19 protein-coding genes and 1 pseudogene are annotated in these 23218 nt (G+C 69.1%); 15 read left to right on the top strand and 5 right to left on the bottom strand.

The features are described 5' to 3' along the window. The coding region (locus FF096_RS26420) for a restriction endonuclease subunit S (RefSeq protein ID WP_230462920.1) at positions 1–1310 on the top strand (1310 nt) is incomplete at its 5' end. A 93-nt stretch (positions 1311–1403) separates the two neighbouring features. Here FF096_RS26420 and FF096_RS24330 read toward each other — a convergent pair. Both FF096_RS24330 and FF096_RS24335 read right to left on the bottom strand, forming a co-directional pair. Continuing rightward, positions 1404–1598 (bottom strand): DUF397 domain-containing protein, encoded by a 195-nt coding sequence (locus tag FF096_RS24330; RefSeq protein WP_155221898.1) that lies wholly within the window; start codon positions 1596–1598, stop codon positions 1404–1406. Continuing rightward, complete coding sequence (locus tag FF096_RS24335) at positions 1589–2392, bottom strand: helix-turn-helix transcriptional regulator (RefSeq protein ID WP_155221899.1); 804 nt, start codon at positions 2390–2392, stop codon at positions 1589–1591. Before FF096_RS24335 ends, FF096_RS24330 begins: the two co-directional genes overlap by 10 nt. A gap of 579 nt (positions 2393–2971) precedes the next feature. On the opposite strand from FF096_RS24335, the gene FF096_RS24340 reads away from it, so the two are divergent. From FF096_RS24340 to FF096_RS24370, 7 genes are all read left to right on the top strand, one after another. After that, entirely contained in the window at positions 2972–4096 is a 1125-nt protein-coding gene (locus tag FF096_RS24340) for a helix-turn-helix domain-containing protein (protein ID WP_309223860.1), read from the top strand. A gap of 53 nt (positions 4097–4149) precedes the next feature. After that, positions 4150–4443, top strand: coding sequence for a hypothetical protein (locus FF096_RS26425; protein ID WP_196222632.1), 294 nt, complete (start codon positions 4150–4152; stop codon positions 4441–4443). A gap of 2 nt (positions 4444–4445) precedes the next feature. Beyond that, positions 4446–4760, top strand: coding sequence for a hypothetical protein (locus FF096_RS24350; RefSeq protein WP_155221900.1), 315 nt, complete (start codon positions 4446–4448; stop codon positions 4758–4760). A 113-nt stretch (positions 4761–4873) separates the two neighbouring features. Further along, a complete protein-coding gene (locus FF096_RS24355) occupies positions 4874–8287 on the top strand; it encodes a DEAD/DEAH box helicase family protein (RefSeq protein ID WP_155221901.1) in 3414 nt (1137 codons plus the stop codon). A 130-nt stretch (positions 8288–8417) separates the two neighbouring features. Beyond that, positions 8418–9659, top strand: coding sequence for an erythromycin esterase family protein (locus FF096_RS24360; RefSeq protein WP_155221902.1), 1242 nt, complete (start codon positions 8418–8420; stop codon positions 9657–9659). Between the two features lie 236 nt (positions 9660–9895). Then, positions 9896–10903: an aldo/keto reductase gene (locus FF096_RS24365; RefSeq protein WP_155221903.1), complete on the top strand. Its 1008-nt coding sequence runs from the start codon at positions 9896–9898 to the stop codon at positions 10901–10903. Positions 10904–10950: 47 nt separating this feature from the next. Then, the gene (locus FF096_RS24370) at positions 10951–11850 is read left to right on the top strand and encodes a TIGR01777 family oxidoreductase (RefSeq protein ID WP_155221904.1); all 900 of its coding nucleotides are present in this window, start codon (positions 10951–10953) and stop codon (positions 11848–11850) included. Between the two features lie 4 nt (positions 11851–11854). Here FF096_RS24370 and FF096_RS24375 read toward each other — a convergent pair whose 3' ends face one another. After that, a complete protein-coding gene (locus FF096_RS24375; protein ID WP_309223861.1) occupies positions 11855–13168 on the bottom strand; it encodes a PHB depolymerase family esterase in 1314 nt (437 codons plus the stop codon). A gap of 265 nt (positions 13169–13433) precedes the next feature. On the opposite strand from FF096_RS24375, the gene FF096_RS24380 reads away from it, so the two are divergent. Beyond that, the gene (locus FF096_RS24380) at positions 13434–15251 is read left to right on the top strand and encodes a DUF2079 domain-containing protein (protein ID WP_309223862.1); all 1818 of its coding nucleotides are present in this window, start codon (positions 13434–13436) and stop codon (positions 15249–15251) included. A 47-nt stretch (positions 15252–15298) separates the two neighbouring features. Continuing rightward, positions 15299–15940: a lipoyl(octanoyl) transferase LipB gene (lipB, locus tag FF096_RS24385; RefSeq protein ID WP_309223863.1), complete on the top strand. Its 642-nt coding sequence runs from the start codon at positions 15299–15301 to the stop codon at positions 15938–15940. A 63-nt stretch (positions 15941–16003) separates the two neighbouring features. On the opposite strand, the pseudogene aspS reads toward lipB, so the two are convergent. Beyond that, a pseudogene (gene aspS, locus FF096_RS24390) lies at positions 16004–17194 on the bottom strand (aspartate--tRNA(Asn) ligase); the annotation flags it as partial. A 282-nt stretch (positions 17195–17476) separates the two neighbouring features. Here aspS and lipA point away from each other — a divergent pair. Both lipA and FF096_RS24400 read left to right on the top strand, forming a co-directional pair. Then, positions 17477–18526, top strand: a complete 1050-nt coding sequence (gene lipA / locus FF096_RS24395) for a lipoyl synthase (protein WP_309223864.1) — start codon at positions 17477–17479, stop codon at positions 18524–18526. A 148-nt stretch (positions 18527–18674) separates the two neighbouring features. After that, on the top strand, positions 18675–19364 hold the full coding sequence (locus tag FF096_RS24400) for a DUF4191 domain-containing protein (RefSeq protein WP_155221906.1): 690 nt from the start codon (positions 18675–18677) through the stop codon (positions 19362–19364). 167 nt (positions 19365–19531) lie between these two features. Here the strand turns inward: FF096_RS24400 and FF096_RS26885 are convergent, their stop codons facing one another. Beyond that, positions 19532–19930 carry an RDD family protein gene (locus FF096_RS26885; RefSeq protein WP_309223865.1) on the bottom strand — a complete coding sequence of 133 codons (399 nt, stop codon included), beginning with the start codon at positions 19928–19930 and terminating at the stop codon, positions 19532–19534. Positions 19931–20266: 336 nt separating this feature from the next. Between FF096_RS26885 and glnA the strand changes: the two genes are divergently transcribed. The 3 genes from glnA (at position 20267) to FF096_RS24420 (ending at position 23147) form a co-directional block, all read left to right on the top strand. Further along, a complete protein-coding gene (glnA, locus tag FF096_RS24410) occupies positions 20267–21691 on the top strand; it encodes a type I glutamate--ammonia ligase (protein WP_309223866.1) in 1425 nt (474 codons plus the stop codon). 98 nt (positions 21692–21789) lie between these two features. Next, complete coding sequence (locus FF096_RS24415; protein ID WP_309223867.1) at positions 21790–22149, top strand: PadR family transcriptional regulator; 360 nt, start codon at positions 21790–21792, stop codon at positions 22147–22149. Then, on the top strand, positions 22146–23147 hold the full coding sequence (locus FF096_RS24420) for a hypothetical protein (RefSeq protein ID WP_155221907.1): 1002 nt from the start codon (positions 22146–22148) through the stop codon (positions 23145–23147). Before FF096_RS24415 ends, FF096_RS24420 begins: the two co-directional genes overlap by 4 nt. Positions 23148–23218: the final 71 nt, after the last annotated feature.

Genomic DNA, 23218 nt, shown 5'->3' on the forward strand with positions numbered 1-23218 from the left:
GGCGGCTGCGTCCACTTCGCACGCCCCACCACCGCATCCTGCCAGGTCAGACCGCCAATGGCGGCTGCCGTACTAGAATCCGAAATCCAGCGGGGCATGTCCGACCTAAAGGCGCTGCTGGGATGAACAAGTGGCAAAAGATCCGCCTCAGTGATTGCTGCGAGATTGTATCGGGCGCCACCCCAAAAACCGGCGTGGGCGAGTATTGGGACGGGAACATTAGTTGGGCAACCCCGAAGGACCTGAGCGATCTTCACGGCGCCGCCTTCATCCACGATACGCCCCGAAAGATCACCGAGGCGGGACTGAAGAGTTGCGCAGCATCCGTACTTCCGCCCGGTTCGGTTCTACTTAGCTCCCGCGCACCCATCGGACATGTGGCTATCAATACTGTTCCGATGGCTACAAACCAGGGCTTCAAGAGCCTTGTCCCCGACGCAGCCATTCTGGAACCGAAGTACCTCTACTGGTGGCTGAAGACGAACAGCGCCTACCTGGAATCCCTAGGAAATGGGGCAACTTTTAAAGAGATCTCTAAGGCCGTTGTTTCGCGGGTTGAGGTACCGGTTCCGCCATTACCCGAACAGCGAAGGATTGCGGAGGTTCTGGATCGGGCAGACGATCTGCGCGCCAAGCGCCGCGAATCCCTCGCCCACCTCGACGATCTCACCCAGTCCATCTTTCGCGACATGTTCGGTGACCCTGTAGAGAACCCAAAAAACTTTGAAGTCCGTCCACTGATCGAATGGATAGACCCGGGAAGGCCCATCACGTACGGCATCTTGAAGCCCGGGGAAGGAACATCGGACGGGCCAAAATATGTTCGCGTTGTCGACATGAAGAACGGCCGGATTGACCCGACGAATATTCGGCGGACAACTCAGACGATCTCCGATCAGTACCGACGGTCGCTACTGCGCGGCGGCGATCTATTGATGTCTATTCGCGGTCATGTTGGCAGGTTAGCGGTCGTTCCGGAATCTTTGAACGGAGCTAACATAACCCAGGATTCCGCGAGGCTCGCGGTCGACCTCCGCTCCGCCTATTACGTTATGGAGTGCATCCGCACGCCGGCACTGCAGAACTGGATGGCGAGACGAACGAAAGGGGCAGCTGTCCAAGGGATCAACCTGGCCGACGTGAAGAACATCCCCATACCGGCACCCCCACTCGCCGAGCAGCTTGAGTTCAGAGACAGGGCTACATCGATCGGCGCTCTGAAGGCCGCCCACAGCAAGAGCCTCGCCGAGTTGGACGAACTGTTCGCGTCGTTGCAGGATCGCGCTTTTCAGGGTGGGCTATGCAGTTAGATACCCGAGCGCTGCGATCAGTGTGCGCAACCCTGACGTAAAGAAGCGTCCGCCCCGGTATCGGGGCGGACGCCGTCGTGTGCTCAAGGGCTCTCAGCCTTGTTTGCTGACGCACGCGACGAACTCGCGCCAAGACTTCCGGGAGAATGCCAGAACCGGCCCGGTGCCGTGGTCTTTCGTGTCGCGTACGTAGACCGCTGCCGCGAGGTTGTCGGCGACCTCCACGCAGGCCCCCTGGTTCGTGCCGCTGCGAGTGCTCTTGTGCCAATGTGCGCCCGTCAGATCCATGACTTTGCCACTTCCAACATCAACTCGGTGGATTGGTGCAAGGTCAGCGCCTCGGCGAGTGTGGCTTCCCACTGCTCTCGCAGCGCCGCAAGATCGACGATCCTCTCTATCACCTGCCCTTGAAGCCTGTTGTCGAGGTAGCCCACGTCGACCTGGCCCGGCAGGGTCGCGATGATGAACGGCCCGTCGAGGCCAGCGTACGCGCCGACTCCCTGCGGCACGACATGGATTCTCACCCGCCGACTGTCCTGGTTGAGCCGCGCCAGATGAAAGAGTTGTTCCCGCATCACGGCTGCGCCGCCGACCGGCCGACGAAGAACCGCATCATCCACGACCGCGACGAGCTGTGGTGGATCGTCGCTGGCAAGGATCTGTTGCCGGGTAAGACGCGCCGCTACTCGCGTCTCCACCTCCTCGGCAGTGAGCCGCCCATCGGTGTCGAAGACAGCGCGGGCGTACTCCTCGGTCTGGAGCAGGCCCGGCACCCACGCCATCCCATACCAACGCATTGCCCGCGCCTGCTGCTCCAAGGTAATCCACTCCCGCAGCCAGAGTGGTGCGACGTCGAGTTCTGAGAGCCGTTCAAGCAGGCGGGCAAACAAGCCGCCGGTCTTCAGGGCGCGGTCGATAGCCGCGACGTAGTCGCCCGTTGGCGGGCGCGTGCCGGTCTCCACGGCGCTGACGTGCGTACCCGAATAGCTGATGAGCTTGCCGAAGTCATCTTGACTCAGCCCGTGCGAGGTGCGTGCCTGACGAAGCTCGTCCAGCAAGATTTCGGCCCCCGTCATGCCCATCTCCTCAAACCTCCCCCAACACGGACCCTCGTATCCCCATAGCTCCCCAGCAGGGAAAACAGAGGACGTCAGAGCGTCTCCAACGCGGCCGAACACCTTCCGACACTATGCGGTTACTGAGCAGAGTGGAACAGACGGCGCGAGTCGGTGGCGGCCCCCAAGCTGCCGGTCGTGCTGTCGGGGCCGCCCCTGGGCGAGCAACCGGGGCGGCCCCTCCCCAGACTGCGAAGGAGGTCCCCGCCGTGCGTCTTCGGTTCTGGCGTCGCAAGCCCGCCCCTGCCCCGGTGCCCCAGCGTGTCCGGGGTACGAATCTGCCAGCCGCCCTGTTCGCGCCCACCCGGCCGATCCCGACCGTCCAACCTGGTCGCGCCGGGACGCTGACGCCGGGGCAGCGGTTCCGTGCGAACGGGGGCCGGTGGTGAGCGTGATGCTGCTCGGTGCCGTACTGCTGGGGTTTCTGGCGGGGTTGTTCGCGTTCCGGGTGAAGTCGCGGTGGTGTCCGCGCTGCGGCGCGTCGACCCACTCCGGGCCGCCGGGGGTCCGGCGGTGACCGCCCCCGGCCGACACGAGCGTCGTGAGGTGCCGATCGGACGGCGGGTCGCGCAGCTACGGGTCCGCCGGGGAATGAGCCAGCAGGTCTTCGCCGACCGGATCGGCAAGTCGAAGAGCTGGGTCGACAAGGTCGAACGCGGGGTACGCAACCTCGACCGGCTGTCCGTGATCCACACGATCTCCGGGGTGCTCGGGGTGGCCCCTGACCTCTTGGTGGGCGGTCGGACCCGGCAGGCGACCGTCACCGAGATCGCCGCCGCTGTGGAGCGGGTACGCGAAGCCCTGGTCCGCTACGACACCCCCGCTGACCGCGTCACCGACCTGGACCGGCAGCTCGACTACGCGTACACCGCCTATCGGCACGCCCAGCATCCGCAGGTGTTGCGGATGCTGCCGGACCTGCTCACCGCCGCCCGCCACGCCGCCGCCGTCGACCTGCTGGTCGGGGCGTACCGGCTCGCCGCCCACCTGATGGTCAAGCTCGGCGAGGCCGACCTGGCGTGGCTCGCCGCCGACCGGGCCATGACCACCGCCAGCGGCGACCCACGGCAAACCGGCACGGCCGTGATCCCGCTCGCCCAGGCCCTACGCGCCCAGCGTCGGGGCCGCCTGGCGTTGACCGTCACCACGACGGCGCTACGCCACCTCGACCCGGCGGCTTGCCCCGACGCGCCACCGGAGCAGGCCGCTCTCGCCGGAACCCTGCTGGTCGAGGCAGCCCTCGCCGCCGCCAGTCACGGCGACGCCAGCACCGCCGACGACCTCGCCAACCAGGCCAGGCAGTGCCCCGACAGCGACGGGTTCGGGCCGACCACAGTGGAACTCGCCCGAGCCCTGGCCGCCACCATCCTCGGCGATCATGCACTCGCCATCGCCATTCACCAGGCGGCCACCCGCACCGACGGTTGGCGTCGGCTCCCCGCCGAACACCGCGCCGCCCACCTCATCGACATGAGCCGCGCGTACCTGCCGATCGGCGACCACCGCGCCGCCGCCCGCGCCCTCGTCACCGCCGACCAGATCGCCCCCGCCGAAACCCGCATCCGACCCGCCGCCCGCGCCGCGCTGACCGCCGTCCTACGCGCCGGCCCCACCCCAGCCGACCTCACCCGCCTCGCCACCACGATCGGCCTGACCTCGGGCAGAACATGAGGAAGGCGACGAGGTTTACCAGCGCAGCGATCAGGCGGACATCGTTACGACAGGTGCTCGGCGGCGAGATCCTCGGCCTCGGCGACGAACTCGTCGAGCTCCGCTGCGCTCATGTTCGCTACCGAGTGTCACGCCCCAGGCACAGGATTAAGGAGCTTGAGGATCTTCTCCGGCAAGCCGAGCGACAAGGATGGAGGGTTACCGGCGGCGGTGACAGGTACTTCAAGATGTTGTGCCCCTGCCCTGATAAACACCTCAAGACCGTTAAATGCACACCCTCGAACCCCAACTACCTACGAGATCTGACCGGCCAACTCAAGCGGGTCACGTGCTGGAAGGACGACTGATCGTGCGACAGCATCGGATCGCTATCCAGATGACGTTCGAGAGCAACCCGCACGGCACCGACGAGCAGTTCGAAGAGTTCCTCGACGCGGTACAGCAGCAACTCGATGACCTTGACCGCGAGGTGCAGATAGCCGCAAGCCTCGCCCGTCGCACCGCCGAGTTCGCCACCACCCTCGAGGCTGCCACCTTCGAGGAAGCGGTCAACACCCTGCTTGTCGACATTCGCACCGCGCTTCATGCCGCCGAGTGCCACACCGGCAACTGGCCACAGTACGTGGCGACAGACCGGAACCTCCAGGAACTGCAAGACGTCTGATCTAAACCCGCTTGCCCCGCTCGCCGATCGGTGGGCGGGGCTTTCTCGTGTGTCGTTGAAGAGGTGATGTGGAATGATCGTAGGCCGCTGTCGACCGTGGGGTGGCGCCGGAAATGAGCAATTTTCACTTTCTGCGGGCCGAGTGGCCGGATCTGTTCCGAGAGGCGTTCAAGGCCGAGCGGAATACGGTGCTCGATCCGCGTACCGCCTGCTTTTATGCCCGACGGACGCTGGAACACACGCTCACCTGGCTGTTCGAGGTCGACAGCACGCTCAACCAGCCGTACAAGAAAGATCTCAACGGCATGATCCACGAGCCGACGCTGCGGCATCTCGTCGGCCCGGTGCTCAATACCAAGATGGACATCATCCGCAAGCAGGGCAATTGGGCGGTGCACAAGACCGCGCCGGTCAAGTCCACCGACTCCATTCCTGTCGTGCGGGAACTGTTCCATGTCATGTACTGGGTGGCCCGGCGCTACACCCGCGACCAGTCGCAGGTCCCGCCGAGCACCCTCGCCTTCGACGAAACGCTTCTCCCCCGGCCGACGCACGGGCGACCGCAGCGAACCAGCCAGGCCGAGATCAAGGCGCTGGCCGACAAGCTCGCCGCGCAGGACGACGCGCTCGCCGCCGAACGGGAGAAGAACGCCAACCTGGACGCCGAGTTGGCGAAGCTACGCGCCCAGATCTCCGCCGCCAAGGCCGCCAACGAGACCCGCCCGGACGACCACGACTACAACGAGGCGCAGACCCGGGACCTCTTCATCGACGTACTCCTCAAGGAAGCAGGCTGGCCACTCGACCAGGAGCGCGACCGGGAGTTCCCGGTCACCGGAATGCCCGGCGGCAGTGGCGCGGGCGCGGTCGACTACGTGCTGTGGGGCGACGACGGCAAGCCGCTCGCCGTGGTCGAGGCCAAGCGCGCCCGCCGGCACGCCACCGCCGGCCAGTACCAGGCCAAGCTCTACGCCGACTGCCTGGAACAGGCGTACGGACAGCGCCCGGTCATCTTCTACAGCAACGGATACGACCACTGGCTGTGGGACGACACCGCCTACCCGCCCCGACCGGTGCAGGGCTTCTACACCAAGGCGGAGCTACAACTGCTGGTGCAGCGACGGGAGAGCCGCCGACCGCTGGCCGAGCTGGACATCAACGGGCGGATCGTCGAGCGGCACTACCAGAAGCGGGCGATCCGGGCGGTCGGTGAAGCCTTCGAGGTGCACCGGCAGCGCCAGGCGCTGTTGGTGATGGCGACCGGCGCGGGCAAGACGCGCACCGTCATCGCCCTGGTCGACCAGCTCATGCGGGCAAATTGGGTCAAGCGGGTGCTCTTCCTCGCCGACCGCAACGCGCTGGTCAACCAGGCGGTCAACGCGTTCAAGGCGCACCTGCCGGAGGTGGCCACGGTCAACCTGGTCACCGAGAAGGACACCGACGGCCGGGTGTACGTCTCCACGTACCCGACCATGATGGGCCTGACCAACGGGACCGTGAGTGGCGTACGGCGCTTCGGCCCCGGGCATTTCGACCTGGTGATCATCGACGAGGCGCACCGCTCGGTCTACCAGAAGTACCGGGCGATCTTCGCCTGGTTCGACTCGTTGCTGCTCGGGCTCACCGCCACCCCGCGCAACGAGATCGACCGCAACACCTACAGCCTGTTCAACCTGGAAGACGGCGTGCCCACCGACCACTACGACCTGGACGAGGCGGTCGAGGAGGGCTACCTGGTGCCGCCTCGGGCGGTGGCGGTGCCGCTGAAATTCCCGCAGGAGGGCATCCGCTACGACGACCTCAGCGAGGCGGAGAAGGAACGCTGGGACGCCCTCGACTGGGGCGAGGACGGTCCGCCGGACGGCGTCGACCCCGATGCGGTCAACAAGTGGCTGTTCAACACCGACACCGTCGACAAGGTGCTGAAGACCCTGATGACGCACGGGCACACGGTCGCCGGTGGCGACCGGCTCGGCAAGACGATCATCTTCGCCAAGAACAACGACCACGCGAGGTTCATCCGCGAACGGTTCGACGCCAACTACCCGCACCTCGCGGGCCACTTCGCGCAGGTCATCACCCATCAGGTCGAGCGGGCGCAGGGCCTGATCGACGACTTCTCGGTCAAGGACAAGGCCCCGCACATCGCCATCTCGGTGGACATGCTCGACACCGGCATCGACGTGCCGGAGGTCGTCAACCTGGTCTTCTTCAAGGTCGTCCGGTCCAAGTCGAAGTTCTGGCAGATGATCGGCCGGGGCACCCGGCTGTGCCCGGACCTGTTCGGTCCCGGCCAGGACAAGGAGAACTTCTTCGTCTTCGACTGCTGCGCGAACTTCGCGTACTTCAGTCAGGACGTGCCGGTCAGCGAGGGTTCGCTCGGCGAGCCCCTCACCGCTCGCCTGTTCAAGGCGCGGGTCGAACTGCTCTACCGGCTCGACCAGCGCCTGCCGCGGGGTGGCGAGCCCGCAGTGGACGGTACCCGCAGCGAGTCCGGCCTGCGCTGGGACATCGCCCACCACCTGCACGAGCGAGTCAGCGGCATGCATCTGGACAATTTCGTCGTCCGGTCCAAACGGCGGACCGTCCAGTACTACGCCGACTTCGCCAACTGGCACCGGCTCACCCCCGAGGCGGTCGAGAAGATCGGACGCGACCTGGCCGGGCTGCCCACCTCGGTCAAGGACGACGACGAGACCGCCAAGCGCTTCGACCTGATGATGCTGCGTCTGCAACTCGGTCAGCTCGACGTGGAACCGGCCTACGAGCGGCTACGCACGCAGGTGCAGGAGATCGCCTCGGCGCTGCTGGAACAGACCAGCATCCCGGCCATCCGCGAACAGCGGGAGCTGCTCGACGAGGTTGCCGGCGACGAGTGGTGGCAGGACGTGACCCTGCCGATGCTGGAGCTGGTGCGCCGCCGGGTCCGCTCTCTGGTGCGCCTGATCGAGCGGAACAAACGCACCGTCGTCTACACCGACTTCGTCGACCAACTCGGTGAGCTGACCGAGGTCTCCATTCCGCAGGCGCGGGTCGGCACCGATCACGAGCGGTTCCGGGCCAAGACGCGGGCCTACCTACGTCAGCACGAGGATCACGTGGCGTTGCAGAAGGTGCTCCGCAATCGGCAGCTCTCCCCCACCGACCTCGCCGAGCTGGAGCGGATGCTCGCCGACAGCGGTGTCGGCACCGCCGACGACCTCGAACGCGCCCGACGGTCGGCTGACGGACTTGGGCTGTTCATCCGGTCGCTGGTCGGCCTGGACCGCGAGGCCGCCACCGAGGCGTTCAACGAGTTCCTCGACGGACGGACGCTGAGCAGGAACCAGATCCACTTCATCCACATGGTCATCGGTCACCTGACTCAGAACGGCGCCATGAAGATCGACAGGCTCTACGAGTCGCCGTTCACCGAGATCGCCCCACATGGCCCGGAGTCGCTGTTCGCCCCCGCCGACGTGGACCGCATCGACGCGATCCTCACCTCCGTACGCGCCACCGCCACACCCACCCACGAGGTCGCCTAGCGACCGGTAGGATCTGCCTATGGCCACCGGCAGCCTCTTTCTCTGACACGGCGCACTCGCCTGCTCGACGCGCGACATCGATCGTGCGTCCTCGACGTCGTGTCCTTTCACAGAGAAATGAGCGCCCATCATGGCTTTGCGTGACCGAACTGCTGTCCTGCGTACCCTGGATCCGGCTGAGCCGGACCTGACCGACCTGGCACCGCTGCGTACCCTCCTCGCCGGGGCGCGGGTCGTCGGCGTCGGCGAAGGTTCCCACTTCGTCCGCGAGTTCACCCTCGCCCGTGCCCGCCTCCTGCGCTATCTCGTCGAGGAGTGCGGCCTCACCATCCTGGCGTTCGAGTTGGGCGCGAGCGAGGCCGACGCCCTGAACCCGTGGCTTGCCGGCGACGGCGACGACGCCGATTTGCACCGGCTCGCCGGGCCGTTGACCGCCGGACTCTTCGGGGAGCTACTGAGTTGGCTACGACGCTACAACCGCAGCCGGCCACATCCCCTGGGTATCGTCGGCATCGACCTACCGAACACCTTGACCCTGCGCCCCGACCTCCAGCCGGTGGCGGACTACCTACGGGGCGTCGACAGCGAGGCCGCCGAGTTGTTGGATCGCCTGTTCCCGGTGGCTGACGAGATCAGCGGCGGCTCCGCCGCGGTGTCGGCGCCGCAGTGGAGCGCCCTGGACCCAGCCCGGCAGGACGCCCTCGCGGCTGGACTCGCCCGGTTGTCGCTGCGGATGCGGGCTCTCCAACCCGTCTACCTCTCCCGCAGCGACCCGGACCGCTACGCCACCGCGCGCCGTCACCTCGATGCCGCCTGTCACACCGAGTACATGCTGCGCGCCATGAGTGATCTGTTCAGCGGCGAGGGCCTGCCCGGCGACACCTCGATCCGTGACCATTTCATGGCGGCCACCGTGCAGTGGCACCTCTCGGCGGCAGGGCCGGACGCCCGCATGGCCGTGGTCGCCCACAACAACCACATCCAGAAGACCCCGGTGTGCTTCGACGGCACGCTCACCGCCCTTCCGATGGGCCACTATCTGGCCCACGGTCTCGGCCGCGACTATCGTGCCGTCGCGTTGACGCACACCGGCGATCGCGTACCCGAGATGGCCTTTCCCGCCGACGGGTCACCGGTCGGCTTCACCGTCGAGGACGTCGACGTGCCCGCTCCCGCGCCCGGCAGCGTGGAACAGGCAGTGCTCGACGCGGGATTCACCGCGAAGATCACGCTGACCGACCCACGCGCGGCGGAATCGCCGCTGGCCAGCATCCGAACGCAGAGCGCGGCGCTGGAGACCGACGTACGACAAGCCTTCGACGCCGTCCTGACCACTCCGACAGCAACCCGCGACCACACCGTCGCCTTCTGATCCACCCACCGCCGTAGGAAATCTTGGACAGTTCTCGTTAGCTGATGACGGAAACTTTCCAAGATCTGGGGCGACGACGTCCGACTTCGTGAACGTGGCGTCGTCGCCCCATGTTCGCGGCCACCCGCGAGGTCGCGGCCACCCGCGAGGTCGCAGCCGGCGGGCCAGCGCGGCCGGAGGGAGGTCGCGGCGGCGCGCTTGACTTCGAGCGCGCTCTAAAGGGGACGCTGGCGCCCATGACGATGACACGGAAACTGGGCCGCAGCGGGATCGAGGTCAGCGCCATCGGCATGGGGTGCTGGGCGATCGGCGGGCCGTTGTGGGGCGACGACCGACAGCCGCTGGGCTGGGGCGAGGTCGACGACGAGGAGTCGGTACGCGCCGTGCACGCGTCGATCGCGCACGGGGTGACCTTCTTCGACACGGCCAGCAACTACGGGGCCGGGCACAGCGAGCGGGTGCTCGGCCGGGCGCTCACCGGCCGCCGCGACCAGGTGGTGATCGCCACCAAGTTCGGCCACACCTCGGCGGAGGCGACCCGCCGGGCCACCGGCGAGGACCACCGCCCGGAGTACGCGGTGGCCAGCCTGGAGGCGTCGCTGCGCCGGCTCGGCACCGACTACGTCGACCTGTTGCAGCTGCACCTCAACGATCTGGATCCGACGCTCGCGCTCGACCTGGTCGACACCCTGGAGCGCATGGTCGCCCAGGGCAAGATCCGGGCGTACGGGTGGAGCACCGACCACCCTGCCTCGGCGGGCGTGTTCGCCCCGGCCGCCCCGCACTGCACGGCCATCCAACACGACCAGTCCGTGCTGCGGGACAACGCCGACATGCTCGCGGTCTGCGACAAGTACGACCTGGCCAGCATCAACCGGGGGCCGCTGGCGATGGGTCTGCTCACCGCCGCCACCAGGTCGCTGGGCGACGACGACGTGCGGGGGCGGGCGCCCGAGTGGCTGCCCTGGTTCACCGACGGCCAGCCCGCGCCGGAGTGGTCGCGCCGCATCGACCGGGTCCGGGCGGCGCTCACCGCCGACGGCCGTACCCTCGCCCAGGGCGCGCTCGGCTGGCTGCTGGCCCGCAGCCCGCGTACGGTGCCGATCCCCGGCTTCCGCACGGTGGCGCAGGTCGAGGAGAACACCCGGGTGCTCACCCTCGGGCCGCTGCCCGCCGACGCCTACGCCGAGGTCGAGCGGGAGCTGTCGGAGCTGCGTTCCGGCGGCGTCGATACGGGGGCATGACCGACTCGACGCGTTCAGGTCGCCGCGCGTACCCGAAGATGTAGGGCATGCGGATCCTCATGGCCGGCGCGTCCGGCTTCCTCGGCACCCGGCTGGTCGACCTGCTCGTCGCCGACGGGCACCAGGTGACCCGGCTGGTGCGGCGACCACCACGCGCCGCCGACGAGCGACGATGGTCGCCGTCGGCGGCGCAGTTGGACCCGGCGGTGGTCGCCGAGGCCGACGCGGTGATCAACCTGGCCGGCGCGGGCGTCGGCGACAAGCGCTGGAACGACCGGTACCGGCAGCTGATCCGGTCCAGCCGGGTCGACACCACCACCACCCTGGCCACCACGATCGCCGGGCTGCCGGCGGCGGACCGGCCGGAGGTGCTGCTGAACTCCTCCGCGATCGGCTGGTACGGCAACACCGGCGACCGGGTGGTGGAGGAGGACGCGCCGGCTGGCGAGGGGTTCCTCGCCGACGTGGCCCGGGTGTGGGAGGCGGCCACCCGACCGGCCGAGGACGCCGGGGTACGGGTGGTGCGGCTGCGTACCGGGCTGCCGCTGCACCGCGACGGCGGGCTGCTCAAGCCGCAACTGCTGCCGTTCAAGCTGGGCATCGCCGGTCGGCTCGGCAGCGGCCAGCAGTGGATTCCGTGGATCTCGATGACCGACTGGCTCAACGCCACCACCTTCCTGTTGGCTCGGGCGGACCTCGCGGGGCCGGTCAACGTGGTCGGCCCGGCTCCGGTGACCAACGCCGAGTTCACCCGCGAGCTGGCCCGCCAGCTGAACCGTCCGGCGGTCATCCCGATCCCGGCGCTGGCCCTGAAGGTCGCCCTGGGCGGCTTCGCCCAGGAGGCGCTGACCAGCACCCGCGTCCTCCCCGGCGTGCTGAACCGTGCCCAGTTCACCTTCCGGCACCCTGACCTGCGCACCGCCCTGCACGCCGCCCTCCACGACTGACGAGCTAGCAGCCGATGGTCCAGTGGTTGGGGCCGGTCTGGCGCAGGGTGGTGGTGTAGAAGGTGTTGTAGAGGCCCATCCGCTGGTTGGAGCCGTTGGCGTAGGCGTAGCCGCCGGAGTGGTAGGCGCGCCCGGCGGTGACGTGGGCGTAGTTGCTCGCGGTGACGCAGACCGGGGCACCGGTCGGGCTCGGCGAGGCGGTCGGGCTGGGCGAGGTGGTCGGGCTCGGCGACGTCGTCGGCGACGTCGTCGGGGTCGCCGTCGGGGTCGGGGTCGGCGTCGGGGTCGGGGTCGCCGTCGGGGTCGGGGTCGCCGTCGGGGTCGGGGTCGCCGTCGGGGTCGGGGTGATGCCTCCGTCCAGGCCGAAGAAGACCGCGTCGTGGTACGTCGAGCAGATGGTGTCCAGGAAGTACGCGGCGGCGGTACCGCACTGGTCCGCGCCGGAGCCCGGGTCGACGGGGGTGCCGTGCCCCATCCCGGAGACCCGGTGTACGCGGACCACGTCGTCGCCGTACACCTCCACGCTGGTGCCCGCCGGGAGCTGTCGGGTGCTGGTGGGCATCTGCGAGACACCGAGCACGTTGGTCCACTGGTCGCGGGACTCGGTGGCGTTCGCCGTCGCCACCGTGTAGTCGCTGGTGCCGTGCCAGATGGCCACCTTCGGGCGGGTGCCGGAGTAGCCGGGGTGGGCGTTGCGGACCAGGTCGCCCCACTGCGCCGGGGTCTTGTCCACGCCGGGGTTCATGCAGGAGAAGGCGTTGACCATGCTGGTGGCGCAGCGGTACGGCGTCCCGGCGATGATCGAGCCACCGGCGAAGACGTCCGGGTAGGTCGCGAGCATCGTCGCGCTCATCGCCCCACCGGCCGACAGGCCGCTGACGTAGACCCGGTCGGCCGCGATGCCGTACGCCGACCGTGCGTGGTCGACCATCTGCTTGATGGACAGCGCCTCACCCTGCCCCCGGGCCGTGTCGCCGGTCTCGAACCAGTTGAAGCAGGAGCTGGAGTTGTTGGCCGAGCGCTGCTCGGGCACGATCAGCGCGAACCGCCACTGGTCGGCGTACTTCTGCCAGCCGGAGTTGGCGAAGTAGCCGCTGGCGTTCTGGGCGCAGCCGTGCAGCAGCACCACGGCCGGAGCGCCGGCGGGCAGGTTGTCCGGCCGGTACGCGTACATGGCGAGGTTGCCGGGGTTGGAGCCGAAGCCGGTGACCTGGGTCAGGGACGCGGCCTGGGCGGGCGGGGCGACGACCACCAGCGCGGCGGCGGCCAGGACCAGCCCGGCCAGCGCACCGGCGAGCCGGGTACGGGTGCGGCGCACGAGAGCCTCCATAGTGTGAGCTGGATCACCAATGATTGCCGCGACGTTACGCAGGTGTGTCGCACCGATGACATGGTGGCCGTACACACATTCGTCGATGCACAGATGTGTCGAGGCGTACGGGCCGCGCCAGACCGCGCCAGACCGCGCCAGCGTTAGGAAGGGTCCCTTTTAATACACGAGGCGTTAACAGGGTGCCCTTCCTTGCAAGCGGAGGTGCCGGGTCTGACCGGCGTGTCCCGGTGCGATTGGTAACGTCCGCTAGGTGCCCACCTCCCCGTCCGTGGCGTCCGCGCCCGCTTCGCCGTCGCCCTCCCGGGTCGCCCACCGCCGCACCGACCTGATCGTCGTGCTGGTGGCGTTGGCGCTCTCCGTCTGGGTGACCAGCGGGCTCTGGATCGACCCGAACGGGCGGGCGATCACCGTCAACTCCAGCGACCAGGCACTGTTCGAGTGGCTGCTGGCCTTCGGCGGGCACGCGGTCACCCATGGGGACAACCCCCTCTTCACCTATCTGATCAACGTGCCGGACGGGGTGAACCTCGCGGTCAACACCTCGATCACGGTGTACGCGGTGGTCTTCGCCCCGCTGACGTACCTGATCGGGCCGCCGGCCACCTTCCTGGTGATCCTCACCCTCAACCTGGCCGCCACCGCCGTCGCCTGGTACTGGCTGCTCTCCCGACACCTGGTCCGCAGCCCGCTCGCCGCCGCCGTCGGTGGACTGTTCATCGGCTTCTCCCCGGGGATGGTCTCGCACGCCAACGCCCACCTGAACTGGACCGCCGGCTGGCTGGTGCCGCTGCTGGTGTGGCGGCTGTTCGCGCTGCGCCGCCCCGGCCACCGGGTGCGCGACGGCGCCATCCTCGGCGTACTCGTCGCGGTCGCCTTCTCGATCGCCGCCGAGGGCCTCTTCTTCACCGCGCTGGCGCTCGCCCTCTTCGTCGCCGTCTGGGCGCTGCACCCGGCCAACCGCGCCGAGGCCCGTGCCGTACTGCCGGAGTTCCTGCAAGGGCTGGCGGTGACCGCGGTGGTGGCTGGCGTGCTGCTGTCCTACCCGCTGTGGCTGCACTTCGCCGGGCCGCAGCGGTTCCACGGCACCGGCTTCGACGCCGTCATCCACTCCGAGGACATCGCGGCCTACGCCGCCTACCCGCGCCGCTCGCTGGCGGGCGAGGCCGGCTTCGGCACCTCGCTGGCGCCGAATCCCACCGAGGAGAACTCCTTCTTCGGGCTGCCACTGCTGGTGCTCGCCGTCGGCTGTTTCGTACTGCTGTGGCGCACCGGTGACGCCCGTCGACGGGCGACCCTGTGGGCCCTCGGCATCGTCGCGGTGGTCTTCGCCGCGCTCTCCTTCGGGCCGGTGGCCACCGTCAACGGGCGGCGCACCGACCTGCCGATGCCGTTCGACCTGCTCGGCCACCTGCCGGTGGTGAACGCCGCGCTGCCCGCCCGGTTCGCGCTGGTGGTGACGCCGGTGGTCGGCCTGCTACTGGCGTACGCGGTGGACCAGCTCCGTCGACGTCCACCGTCCCGCCCGGCGGCGGTGGCCTGGACGCTCGGCTTCGCGGTGGCCCTGGCACCGCTGTTCCCCACCCCGCTGCTGACCAGCGAACGTGAGCCGATCCCCCGCTTCATCACCTCCGGTGCCTGGCGGGACCACGTCTCCCCGGGTGGGGTGCTGACCCCCGCGCCGCTCGCCCTGGACGTCTACCCCGACGGTCAGCGCTGGCAGGCGTACGCGTTGGCGAACCGGCAGGGCGAGTTCGCCATCCCGTCCGGGTTCTTCCTCGGCCCCGGCGGACCCGACGACCGGGGCCGCATCGGCCCGGTGCCGCGCCCGTTCGGCGCGCTGCTGGACCAGGCCGCCCGTACCGGGCTGCCGCCGATCGTCACCGAGGGCACCCGCGAGGAGGTCCGGGCCGACCTGGAGCACTGGCGGATCGAGACCGTCGTCCTCGCCGACGAGGTGCACGGGGCCAAATGGCCGGTCGACGAGGACGCCATCCGCCGCACCCTGATCCTGCTCTTCGGCGAGCCGGAACGGGTCGAGGACGTCTGGGTGTGGCACGTCCGCCGGTGACCCGGCTCACCCCAGGTGACCAGCGAGTACGGGTCTAGGCTGAAATCGTGACCGTGACGACTTCCGGCCTGACGGCCGTACGCGCCGGTGTCCTCGAATACACCGCCGCCTGGGACGAACAGCGCCGCCTGCACGAGGCGGTGGTGACCGGCGAGCAGGGCGACACCGTCCTGTTGCTGGAGCACCCGAGCGTCTACACCGCCGGCAAGCGCACCGAACCGTGGGACCGCCCGATGGACGGCACCCCGGTGGTCGACGTGGACCGGGGCGGCAAGATCACCTGGCACGGTCCCGGGCAGCTGGTGGGGTACCCGATCCTGCGCCTGCCCGACCCGGTCGACGTGGTCGCGTACGTGCGGCGGGTCGAGCAGTTGCTCATCGACGTCTGCGCCGAGTTCGGCCTGGCCACCGGCCGGGTCGAGGGGCGCAGCGGGGTCTGGGTGCCGGCCGACGAGCGGGGCCCGGAACGCAAGGTCGCGGCGATCGGCATCCGGGTCGCCCGGGGCGTCACCCTGCACGGCTTCTCCGTCAACTGTGACTGCGACCTGGCGTACTTCGACCGGATCGTGCCGTGCGGCATCCGCGACGCAGGCGTCACCTCCCTCACCGCCGAACTGGGCCGCCCCGTCACCGTCGCCGACGTCCTCCCCGTGGTCGAACGCCACCTCCCCACCATCACCGCCACCTGACCTCCCGGTCTGCACCGCGTTGATCAAGAGGTTTGCGTCAGGAATCGCGCTGTCGCTGACGCAAACCTCTTGGTCAACTCCTGGTGCCAGGGGGTCGTGCGGGGGCATGCCGTGGCGGAAGGCGTCGACGTAGCCCGCGTACGGGTCGAGTGGCTCGCCGTGGGCGGCCAGGTAGTCGGCGTGGCGGTGCAGCCGCTGCCCGCCGGTGACCAGTTCCAGACCCCGGAACAGCAGGTCGAAGCCGTTGGAATAGCCCGGCCGCGCCGGGTCCGGGTGGGTGTAGAAGGGTCGCTTCGCCATCGGGTACCCGGTGACGAAGACGAACTCCGAGCCGTGTTCCCGCCGCGCCCACTCACCCAACGCCCGTTCGTGCGCGGGTGCCAGGTCCGGTTCGTCGACGGGAACACCGGCGATCCGCACCGCCTCGGTGAAGTGGGCTTCCGGAATCTGCGCCGGTCTCACGCCGAGGGTGGCCAGTGCGGCACCGGCCCGGTCCGCGACGGCGTCCAGCATCCCGGCCAGGGTGTCCCGCAGGATCGCCATCACGTCCCGATGGTCGGATATGAAGCCGAGCTCGACGTCGAGTGAGGTGTACTGCGCCAGATGCCGCACGGTGTCGTGTGGTTCGGCACGGAACACCGGCCCGACCTCGTACACCCGCTCGAAGACCCCGACCATGAGCTGCTTGTAGAACTGCGGTGACTGAGCCAGGTACGCGGGCCGACCGAACCAGTCCAGGGCGAAGACGTTCGCCCCGCTCTCGGTGGACGAGGCGACCACCTTCGGCGTGTGGATCTCCACGAACCGCCGGGCGTCCAGCGAGGCGCGGAAACCCGCCACCGCCGCCGCCGAGATCCGCAACGCCGCCGAGCGGGTCGGGTGACGCAGCGCCACGGGCGCGTGGTCGAGTTGGGTGGGCAGGCTGGCGGTGAGGGTGGGCCGGTACAGGTCGAACGGCGGCGGTGCGGCAGGCGGGCCGAGTGGGCGTACGGTCGGGGCGGTCAGCTCGACCCCGGCGGGCGCGGCCGGGTTCGTGGCCACGGTGGCCACCACCTCGACCACCGACTCCTCGGGCAGCGTCTCGATCTCGGCGCGTACCGCCGGGTCGGTGACCACGACCTGCGCGAGGCCGGCGGCGTCCCGGACGATCAGGAAGGCCACCGACTTGAGCAGTCGGCGGCGGTGGACCCAGCCGCCGATCCGGACGGTACCGCCGGTGTGCCGGGTGAGCTGGTCGGACAGGATGCGTTGCATGGCTACCTCCTCGATCAATCGCAACGCGATCCCCGGGAGGTGTGGGCGAGCGGGAACCTCGCGATGCCACCACACCTTCGCTCCCGCCGCAGCGGAAGCCTCGTTCGTCGCCTTTTCACCGGGGCCAGCCGGGCGGGCTCTACTGAGCACCGGTGTTAAGAAGGGGCCCTTCCTCTACCGGAGGCGTTAAAAGGGTGCCCTTCCTTTCACGGGGGGCTGTTCGCCGTCGTTGTGTTACCCGTTTGTCCGGTCCTCGGTGTCCGGCGTCACAGGATTTGCGGGGTGACGGCGGTCGCCCGCAGTTCATCGACAGCCACCGTCCGGCGTAGGCTCGTTTTTGTGACGATCGAGCACTCCGCGCCGACGACCGGCCAGGCCGCGAGTTCCGCGACTCCCGCCCCCGAGGGGCGGCGACTGCTGCGAATCGAGGCCCGCAACGCCGAGACGCCGATCGAGCGCAAACCGCCATGGATCAAGGTCAAGGCCAAGATGGGCCCGGAGTACACCGAGCTGCGCGGGCTGGTCGCCCGCGAGGGGCTGCACACGGTGTGCCAGGAGGCCGGTTGCCCCAACATCTACGAGTGTTGGGAGGACCGCGAAGCCACCTTCCTCATCGGCGGTGACCAGTGCACCCGCCGCTGCGACTTCTGCCAGATCGACACCGGCAAGCCGGCCGAGTTCGACGCCGACGAGCCGCGCCGGGTCGCCGAGTCGGTGGTCTCGATGGGCCTGCGGTACGCCACGATCACCGGTGTCGCCCGTGACGACCTGCCCGACGGCGGCGCCTGGCTCTACGCCGAGACCGTCCGGCAGATCCACGCTCTCCAGCCCGGTTGCGGTGTCGAGCTGCTGATTCCGGACTTCAACGCGGTGCCCGAACAGCTCGCCGAGGTCTTCGGCGCCCGGCCCGAGGTGCTCGCGCACAACGTCGAGACGGTCCCCCGGATCTTCAAGCGGATCCGGCCGGCCTTCCGCTACGAGCGGTCCCTGGACGTCATCCGGCAGGCCCGCGCCGACGGTCTGGTCACCAAGAGCAACCTGATCCTGGGGCTGGGCGAGGAGCGGGCCGAGATCTCCCAGGCGCTGCGGGACCTGCACGACGCCGGCTGCGAGCTGATCACCATCACCCAGTACCTGCGCCCCTCCTCCCGACACCACCCGGTGGAACGCTGGGTCAAGCCGGAGGAGTTCGTCGAGCTGCGCGAGGAGGCCGAGGAGATCGGCTTCGCGGGTGTGATGAGCGGTCCGCTGGTGCGCTCGTCGTACCGCGCCGGTCGCCTCTACCAGCAGGCCCTCGCCGCCCGCGAGACCGTGGCCGCGGCCACCCGCTAAACCCTCCGGGCTTCGTGCGGCATTTGTGCCCTATGGGTACGACCGCAGACCACGTGATCGGCGGAGTCGGCGGGTGGTGCGGTGTCTGCCTGGCCGTCGAGTCGGGCGCGGATCAACGGTGCGGCGGGCGACCACTAGACTCGACGGCATGGCAAAGCCCCAGGAGAAGGTCTCGTTCGGCCAGCGGCTGAAGCAGATCGGATTGGTGTTCCGGTTCACCGCCAAGCAGGACAAGTGGTTCGCGCCCTTGGCCACTGGTGCGGTGCTGATTCCGCTCGCGCTGACCGTGGTCGCGATCGTGTTCTGGGGCTGGCTCTGGTTGCCGCTGGGCATCCTGTTCACCCTGCTCTGCCTGTTGATCGTGCTCAATCTTCGCTCCAACCGGGCGATGATGAACGCGGCCGAGGGGCAGCCGGGCGCCGCCGCGCAGATCATGGAGAACATGCGTGGTGACTGGCGGGTCTCCCCGGCGGTCAGCTCGACCACGCAGATGGACATGGTGCACCTGGTCATCGGCCGACCTGGCGTGATCCTGTTGGCGGAGGGCAACCCACAACGGATTCGCGGGCTGCTCGGCCAGGAGAAGCGTCGGCTGGCGAAGGTGATCGGCAACGCCCCGCTCTACGACTACGTCATCGGGCAGAACGAGGGCGAGCTGCCGATCCGCAAGCTGCGGATGACGCTGATGCGGCTGCCCCGCAACCTCAGTGGCAAGGACGTCAACGCCCTGGACAAGCGACTCAAGGCGCTCACCGCCCGGCCGCAGATGCCCAAGGGCGCCATCCCCAAGAACCTCCGCCCGCCGCGCGGGGCGTTCCGCCAGATGCGCGGTCGCTGACCCGCTGCCCGCACCCGCCGCGCGGGTCAGCGCGGCGCGGGTCAGCGCGGATGTCGCGATCAGCACGGCAGGTGACGCGGGTCAGCGCGGCGCGGGAGTTCCCGGATCAGCGCGGATGTCGCGATCAGCACGGCAGGTGGCGCGGGTCAGCGCGGCGGATGCCTCGGTCAGCGCGGTGCGGGGGTGACGACCGAGCCGGTGAGACGGTCGTGCAGACCACGTCGGTGCTGGTCCATCAGTAAGGCGGGCACGACCAGGGCGAGCAGCACCCCACGCAGCAGCGCCCGGGGCAGGCCGATCCGCCCACCGTCGGACCAGTCGACGCAACGGATCCGGGTCAGGTACATGCCGGGGGTCTGGGCGAACAGGCCCAGGAAGACGCAGTACAGCAGGATCAACACCAGCACGGGGGCCCAGGCGTCCCGAGTCGGGCTGGCGAACAGGCCCGACGCGAGCAGGCAGAGGATCCAGTCGACGACCAGCGCCCCGAATCGGCGGCCGAGATCGGCCGGGGCGAAGTCGGGGTCCGTGGCGGGCGGCGGCGAGGGAGACGGCTGGGTGGTCACCCGGACGAGCCTAGTGCGACGTCGGACGGCCTGGACCGAGCCCCGTGGCGAGTGCGCCGACCTGACCGGAGGGTGCGCACGCGCCGACCGGCTGACCAGCGGGGGTACGCCCGGAGGCGAGCAGACGCGTGGCGTCAAAAAGGACCATTCTCATCAAGCTTCACTACACTGGCACAGCCGGACCCGTTTCCTCGGGTTGAGGTGTCCGGGCCAGGCACCGGGGCGTCCCAACGCGAGTGACGTAACACGGCAGAAACACTGGAGACATGGCCGGGCAACGGCACGGCCATAGCGTCGCCAAAAGCTTAGCTATCCGTGGACGTGCCAGGAGGACGAGTGTTCGCCAATCCCGAGGAACTCCTGCGTTACCTCAAGAACGAGGACGTGAAGTTCGTCGACGTTCGGTTTTGTGACCTGCCCGGCGTCATGCAGCACTTCAACCTGCCGGTGGAGTCCGTCGACGACGACTTCTTCACCGACGGTCTCGCTTTCGACGGGTCGTCGATCCGCGGCTTCCAGGCGATCCACGAGTCGGACATGCTCCTGCTCCCGGACGTTGCCACCGCTTTCATCGACCCGTTCCGCGCGCAGAAGACCCTCGCGCTGAACTTCTTCATCCACGACCCGTTCACCCGGGAGCCGTACTCGCGTGACCCGCGGAACGTGGCGAAGAAGGCCGAGGCTTACCTGGCTGCCAGCGGCATCGCCGACACCGCCTACTTCGGCCCCGAGGCGGAGTTCTACATCTTCGACTCCATCCGCCACGAGACCTCCGCCCACCAGGCGTACTACTACATCGACTCGATCGAGGGCGCCTGGAACACCGGTCGTGAGGAGGAGGGCGGCAACCGCGGCTACAAGACCGCGTACAAGGGTGGCTACTTCCCGGTGCCGCCGGTCGACCACTACGCCGACCTGCGGGACCAGATCGTCCGCAGGCTGATCGACACCGGCTTCACCGTGGAGCGTTCGCACCACGAGGTCGGCACCGCCGGTCAGGCGGAGATCAACTACAAGTTCTCCACCCTGCTGCACGCCGGTGACCAGCTCCAGCTCTTCAAGTACATCGTGAAGAACACCGCCTGGGCCGCCGGTAAGACCGCCACGTTCATGCCGAAGCCGCTCTTCGGCGACAACGGGTCCGGCATGCACACCCACCAGAGCCTCTGGCTCGGCGGCGAGCCGCTGTTCTACGACGAGACCGGCTACGCCGGCCTCTCGGACATGGCCCGTTGGTACATCGGTGGTCTGCTGCACCACGCCCCGTCGCTGCTGGCGTTCACCAACCCGACGGTCAACTCGTACCGCCGCCTGGTGCCCGGCTTCGAGGCCCCGGTCAACCTGGTCTACTCGCAGCGCAACCGTTCCGCCTGCACCCGTATCCCGGTCACCGGCAGCAACCCGAAGGCCAAGCGGGTCGAGTTCCGGGTGCCGGACCCGTCGGCCAACGTCTACCTCGCCTTCTCGGCGATGCTGATGGCCGGTCTGGACGGCATCAAGAGCAAGATCGAACCCCCGGCGCCGATCGACAAGGACCTCTACGACCTCCCGCCGGAGGAGTGGGGCAACGTCAAGCAGGTGCCGGGCTCCCTGCCGGCCGTGCTGGACTCCCTCGAAGCCGACCACGACTACCTGCTCGACGGTGGCGTCTTCACCCCCGACCTGATCTCCACCTGGATCGACTGGAAGCGGGCCAACGAGGTCGACCCGGTGCGTCTGCGCCCGACCCCGCACGAGTTCGCGATGTACTTCGACTGCTGATTCCACTCAGCATCGTTCGGGCCGGCTCCGCGTTCGCGGGGTCGGCCCGAACGCATTGACGGGCCACCCAATAGCTTCGCGTCCGATATATTCAGCGCGTGGATACACCGCTGCGCGAACCCACCTTCCTCATCCTGACCGCGCTCGCCCGCGAGCCCATGCACGGCTACGCGATCATTGGCGAGGTCGCGGCCCTCTCCGACGGGCGGCTGTCGCTACGCCCCGGCACCCTCTACGGCGCGCTGGACCGGCTCACCGACGCCGGTCTGGTCGAACTCGACCGGGAGGAGACCGTCGACGGGCGGCTGCGCCGCTACTACCGCCTCTCCCCCTCCGGAGACGCCACGCTCGCCGCCGAGACCGAACGGCTGCGCCGCAACGTCGAGGCCGCCACCGCACGGCTACGCGCCCGCTCGGCACGACCGCTCGTCCTGCGTACCGCCGGAGGTCTGGCATGAGCGCCCTGGAGCGTCGATACCGGCACCTGCTGCGGGCGTACCCGGCGGACTACCGCCACGACCGGGGCGACGAGATCGTCGGGACGTACCTCGACCTGGCGGACCCGCGACGGCGCTGGCCGTCGCCCGCGGACGCCGCCGACCTCGTGCGCGGGGGCCTCCGCCAGCGGCTGCGGGCCGCCGGTGCCACCGACCTGATCCCCGGGGTACGCCTCGCAGCGTTGCTCGCGCTGACCACCGCCGCCTTCCTGGCCGGCTTCTGGGCCCTCGTCGAGCAGAACCCACCACCCGCCGAGGCGGGCCTGCCGGTGTTCGGCCCGTTCACCTCGACCGGCATCGTCGCGTGGCTGACGTGGCTGGTGGCGGTCGCCCTGGTGCTCGTCGCACCGGGTCGACCCACCCGGGTGGCTGTCGCCGGGGCGGTGCTGGTCACCGGGGCGGTTCTCCTGGTGAGCCCGGTCGCCGGGCTGCCCCGGCCGCCGCTGCTGGTGCTGGTCCCACAGGTCGCCCTCGGGGTGCTGGCGCTGGCCGTCGACGCACACCTGCCGTTGGCGGCTCGAACCCTACCGACGATCGCGGCAACGATCGGCGGGACGTTCGCCGCCACAGCCGGCAACAAGCTCTACTGGGGGTCGTACCGGTGGACCTCGGAACAGTTGCTGCCAGCTGTCGGGGCGGTGTTGCTGGGGGTCGCGCTGCTGCTCGCCGCCGGGCTGGCCATGCGGCGGGACTGGCGGGGCAGCTGGGCGGCGGTCGCCCTGCTGACCCCCATCGGTCTGCTCAGTGTGCACATCCTGGCCGGCGCGGTGGACGGCCTCAGTGGCGCTCCGCGACCGACCTACCCGACCATGGTCGGTGCCGCCCTCGCCGTCGGGCTACTCGGACCGCTCGTGCTGCCAGCCGCCGTAGCCCTGCACCGTCGCAGGCAGCGTGACGGGGCGGGCCAGCTGAGAACCACCCCGGCCGACCCCTGCCCCACCTGCGGCGCCCGCCGCTGACCGAGTCCTCGCGGTGGGACCGGTGACTGTGGCAGGGCAGCTGCTTGCGTACCGGCGTGTCGAGCAGCCGC

This window comes from Micromonospora sp. CP22, from assembly GCF_009712475.1.
Classification (GTDB): domain Bacteria; phylum Actinomycetota; class Actinomycetes; order Mycobacteriales; family Micromonosporaceae; genus Micromonospora.

Excerpts from the sequence above, each read along its gene's own strand:
- FF096_RS24330 (WP_155221898.1), bottom strand. The coding sequence starts at position 1,598 with ATGGATCTGACGGGCGCACATTGGCACAAGAGCACTCGCAGCGGCACG.
- FF096_RS24335 (WP_155221899.1), bottom strand. The coding sequence starts at position 2,392 with ATGGGCATGACGGGGGCCGAAATCTTGCTGGACGAGCTTCGTCAGGCA.
- FF096_RS24355 (WP_155221901.1), top strand. The coding sequence starts at position 4,874 with ATGAGCAATTTTCACTTTCTGCGGGCCGAGTGGCCGGATCTGTTCCGA.
- FF096_RS24360 (WP_155221902.1), top strand. The coding sequence starts at position 8,418 with ATGGCTTTGCGTGACCGAACTGCTGTCCTGCGTACCCTGGATCCGGCT.
- FF096_RS24365 (WP_155221903.1), top strand. The coding sequence starts at position 9,896 with ATGACGATGACACGGAAACTGGGCCGCAGCGGGATCGAGGTCAGCGCC.
- FF096_RS24370 (WP_155221904.1), top strand. The coding sequence starts at position 10,951 with ATGCGGATCCTCATGGCCGGCGCGTCCGGCTTCCTCGGCACCCGGCTG.
- FF096_RS24400 (WP_155221906.1), top strand. The coding sequence starts at position 18,675 with ATGGCAAAGCCCCAGGAGAAGGTCTCGTTCGGCCAGCGGCTGAAGCAG.
- FF096_RS24420 (WP_155221907.1), top strand. The coding sequence starts at position 22,146 with ATGAGCGCCCTGGAGCGTCGATACCGGCACCTGCTGCGGGCGTACCCG.